Origin of the sequence: Coleofasciculus sp., from assembly GCF_046539235.1 — a bacterium.
Lineage (GTDB): Bacteria > Cyanobacteriota > Cyanobacteriia > Cyanobacteriales > Coleofasciculaceae > Coleofasciculus.
The window spans coordinates 1-3,854 of the sequence record NZ_JBKHHI010000532.1; the positions used below are offsets into that span (position 1 = coordinate 1).

The window sequence follows — 3,854 nt, forward strand, 5'->3', positions numbered from 1 at the left end:
TTCCCCGTGCTGTGTCCAGAGATTAGATAACCAGGAGATATGCTGGTGATTGTATTGTTTATGATGCCGTTTGCGATCGCTCTCAATTGCAAGCCACAACTGTCGCAGTTGTTGGCAGGTGGTGCAGTGTTGAATTTGGCAGGCGATCGCGTTGAACCATTGGCGTAATTGGCGATAACTGATGAATTGTCCGCCTTTGTCGCGGCGATGAACAAAGACGATATATGCCCAGGATTCCACACGCACGATTAGGTGTTTAGGAATTTTTAAGAATTTCGCGATCGTGGCGAGGCTGATGCGGAATTTCTGGGCGGGTTGGAGGCGGCGAAATAAAGGTGTCATGATATCAGTTTGCTGATTTGGCGAGTTTTCGATCCCCCTAAAGCATCGGTCTAGTAACCAGAGTTAGCGATCGCAATAGGTAGAGACATACCATGGCATATCAGTTGTAGGGGCGGGTTTAGCCGTTTAATTTTGGTATCTACCGATAACTTTTCTGCCAGTTCCGCGCTGATTGAGCGGAATAATTGTCCAAGCGGCTTGTTTGGGTCGCTTGCGGGTGGTGTAGCCCTGTTGTTGGAGGGCGGATTTTATGGCAGCAATGTCTGTGGCGACGCGATGAGCTTCCGTCGCTGGGGATTTTTTCATGGATATTTGGTTAAGATGAGACACTGAAAAGGAAAGACCAGTCAGCCACGCCGTATCTTGACGGAGCTGTTTAAGTTGTCTGGTCTTTGAGGTTGTGTTGAAATTGGGAGGGCAATTAACGAGCTCTAAAGCAGCTTTGCAATTGCCTAACCTTTAGTTATGCCATCCCTAATATAAGCTGCTTATAGCCAAAATGTCAAGCAGCTTATATAAGGAAATTATATTTAAACCGAAATGACCGAAAAACAAGAGGTAGAGCAGGAATCCCCCCTAAAAAGCCGCAGAGATCAGTTGGATTTGACTCAAAGGGATGTGGCTGTAGCTGTCAATGTATCTGTGCAAACTGTAAGTAACTGGGAAACGGGACGGTACAGGGAAGCCAAGCTGACTTTGCCGCAAGTAAAAGCACTTTGTCGAGTATTGCAGTGGACGATTGATGATTTGCCTGATGACTTAGCACCATCACGATCACAATCTGCTGATAATGAGTGATCTCAACAAAGGCAAATCTGAATTAAGGCTCCTTAGAGAAGCGGCGGCACTGACCCGTTCTGAGTATAATGCCTGGAGAAAATGCTCAACTAACGCTAACGAAGTAGAGACGCGCCATGGCGCGTCTCTACAATGGTGCCGAACGTCCTAATCGATGTGTCTACTGCTATAAAAGCACTTTGTCGAGTATTGCAGTGGACAATTGATGATTTGCCTGATGACTTAGCACCACCGCGATCGCAAGCTTAGGATGAATGGCACGCTCCTTAAATGGAATACCACCAACTTGGACGCCAGGAAATAAATTTCCGGCTAAAAGCTCAAGTCCATTAAAATGGACTACAAACTAGAGATGCAGTCAGCTCGATTATGACTTTAGCTTTTGGGGGCAAGATCCTCCCCATACATAAATGACAGGGATTTCCATTCGTCCCCTTACCAACCCTAATTTTCGATGAAAGCTAGAATCCCATTCAACAGCTAACTCGCCATGCAAATTACCCAATGTCTCCATACAGCTATTCTCGTCTCTAACCTGGAGGACGCCGAACACTTTTATAGCAACATCTTAGGGTTATTGAAAGTCGAGCGATCGCTAAAATATCCAGGTGTCTGGTATCAAATTGGCGATGTTCAACTCCACCTCATCGTTGACACCACGCTCTCAACTCACCTGCAAAACCCGGAAAAATGGGGACGCAATCCTCACGTCGCCTTCTCGGTGGCTAACTTAGATGACACCAAAACCAAGCTATTGGAACATAACTGCCCGATCCAAATGAGCGCGTCGGGTCGTGCGGCTTTATTCACCCAAGACCCCGATGGTAACATTATTGAACTCAGTCAAGTTTAGTCTTATGTCCTTTGTTATTCGTCGTTATTCAAAACCCGGTTTCCTTAACAAAATGCAACACCAGGTTCCCTCGAAAGTCGAGAAGGGTCAAAAATGCGAATCGTCGCCTACCTCTACACCGATCCCCTCTTAGAATCTCCTCCAGATCCAGTTATCTGGGGGTGGGAAGTCGATCACGTCTATCAAGATTTGGGGGGGCGTCAACAGTGGCGACAACTCCTCGCTGATTGTCAAACTGAACCGACTGATTATCTGCTGATCCGCCGTTTAGAGGAACTAGGCGACTCTATTACCCAAGTGAGCGATCGCCTCACTCAAATCCACGATCTAGGTGTCATTGTCATGGCGACTGAACAATCCTACTCCTCCCATGACCCCAACTCCCAAACCAACTTACTCCAACTCCTCAGTGAAGTCCAGCAAGAAGCCAGTTCTCGCCGTCTGCGTCAAGGACATGCCCGTAATCGCCTCAACGCCCTACCCCCACCGGGAAAAGCCCCCTACGGCTACCGACGGGGCAAAGACCGCTATATTCTGGATCGCAGTACTGCCCCTTTAGTCAAAGATTTTTTCGACCAATTTCTGCTGTACGGCTCATTACGCGGTGCGGTGCGGTATCTGGAAAAAAAGTATAGTAAAAAAATCTCAGTGGCAACAGGTAAACGTTGGCTAACCAGCCCCGTTTATCGGGGTGATCTCGCCTATCGTAACGGAGAAGTTATCTGTGACACCCATAGCCCGATTCTCAACCGCGAAGAAGCCGCCCAAATTGACCGTCTGCTGCGTCGTAACCGTCGTCTCCCGTCTCGAACAGCCAGCGCCCCCCGTTCCTTAGCCGGTTTAGTCGTTTGTGGTGAGTGTCAATCTCAGATGAGTGTCACCAGCGTCACTCGCCCCCGCCAGAACTGGGAATATCTTTACCTGCGTCCCGTTAACTGTCCCAAGCGCCCTAAATGCCGTGGGATTCCCTACCAGCCGGTTTTAGACTGCACAATTCAAACCATTTGTCAAGAGTTACCCCGTGCCGTAGCCGGGATGAACCTGCCCAACTTGGATGAGGTCAAGCAATCTCTGAGCAGCCAGATTACTGAGCAAAAAGCGGTATTAGACCAGCTTAACCACTTAACTGTAACAGGTGTCCTGGATACTGAAACCGCCCAGCTTCGCGCCTATAAACTCCGCACGGAACTGTCTCAACTCCTTTCCCAGCTTGCCTCCCTGCCCCCCGTTAATTTAGGTGCGATCGCGCAAACCGTATCCATTCCCCAATTCTGGTCAGATTTATCGGAATCTGAACGCCGATTTTACTTTCGAGAATTTATTCGGCAAGTCAAACTCATTCGTCAGGGTAAAGAGTGGCGGCTTCAACTTATTTTTATCTTCTAGTTTACCGAAAGAATGGGTCTCATGCCTCCCCCCTTCTAGGGGGACTTTGTGTTATAATTGTGATGTGGAGTTGTTTCACGTCAAATGCTGGTCTTTGAGTTTAAGGCTAAAGGAAAGACAATTCAATACTCAGCGATCAATGAAGCGATTCAAACGGCTCAGTTTGTCCGCAACAATTGTATCCGATACTGGATGGATAACAAAAATGTTGGACAAAAAGAGTTGTATCGCTATAACACATCGCTAAGAGCTAAGTTCTCTTTTGTTAAAGACCTAAATTCTCATGCTTGTCAAACGGCTGTAGAACGAGCCTATTCGTCAATCGCTCGGTTTTACAGTAACTGCAAAAAGCAGATTTCGGGAAAGAAGGGGTATCCAAAATTTAAGAAAAACTGTCGTTCGGTTGAATATAAGACTAGCGGCTGGGTGCGATTCGTTTCCTCGAAAAATGGAGAATACAAATTCAAAGTGTACG

The 3,854-nt window shown here is 47.3% G+C and carries 5 protein-coding genes and 1 pseudogene; 4 read left to right on the forward strand and 2 right to left on the reverse strand.

Annotated elements, in window-relative coordinates; all coding sequences use genetic code 11:
• Window positions 1-342: hypothetical protein (locus ACLFWI_RS28095; protein WP_446415671.1), on the reverse strand; the 342-nt coding region annotated here is incomplete at its 3' end.
• A gap of 126 nt (window positions 343-468) precedes the next feature.
• Entirely contained in the window at window positions 469-648 is a 180-nt protein-coding gene (locus ACLFWI_RS28100; protein ID WP_446415672.1) for a hypothetical protein, read from the reverse strand.
• Between the two features lie 234 nt (window positions 649-882).
• On the opposite strand from ACLFWI_RS28100, the gene ACLFWI_RS28105 reads away from it, so the two are divergent.
• The 4 genes and pseudogenes from ACLFWI_RS28105 to ACLFWI_RS28120 all read left to right on the forward strand — a co-directional run.
• Window positions 883-1,140, forward strand: a complete 258-nt coding sequence (locus ACLFWI_RS28105; RefSeq protein ID WP_446415673.1) for a helix-turn-helix transcriptional regulator — start codon at window positions 883-885, stop codon at window positions 1,138-1,140.
• A 490-nt stretch (window positions 1,141-1,630) separates the two neighbouring features.
• Window positions 1,631-1,993: a VOC family protein gene (locus ACLFWI_RS28110; protein ID WP_446415674.1), complete on the forward strand. Its 363-nt coding sequence runs from the start codon at window positions 1,631-1,633 to the stop codon at window positions 1,991-1,993.
• Between the two features lie 93 nt (window positions 1,994-2,086).
• Entirely contained in the window at window positions 2,087-3,379 is a 1,293-nt protein-coding gene (locus tag ACLFWI_RS28115) for a recombinase family protein (RefSeq protein ID WP_446415675.1), read from the forward strand.
• Window positions 3,380-3,463: 84 nt separating this feature from the next.
• Window positions 3,464-3,854: pseudogene (locus ACLFWI_RS28120) on the forward strand (RNA-guided endonuclease InsQ/TnpB family protein); the annotation flags it as partial.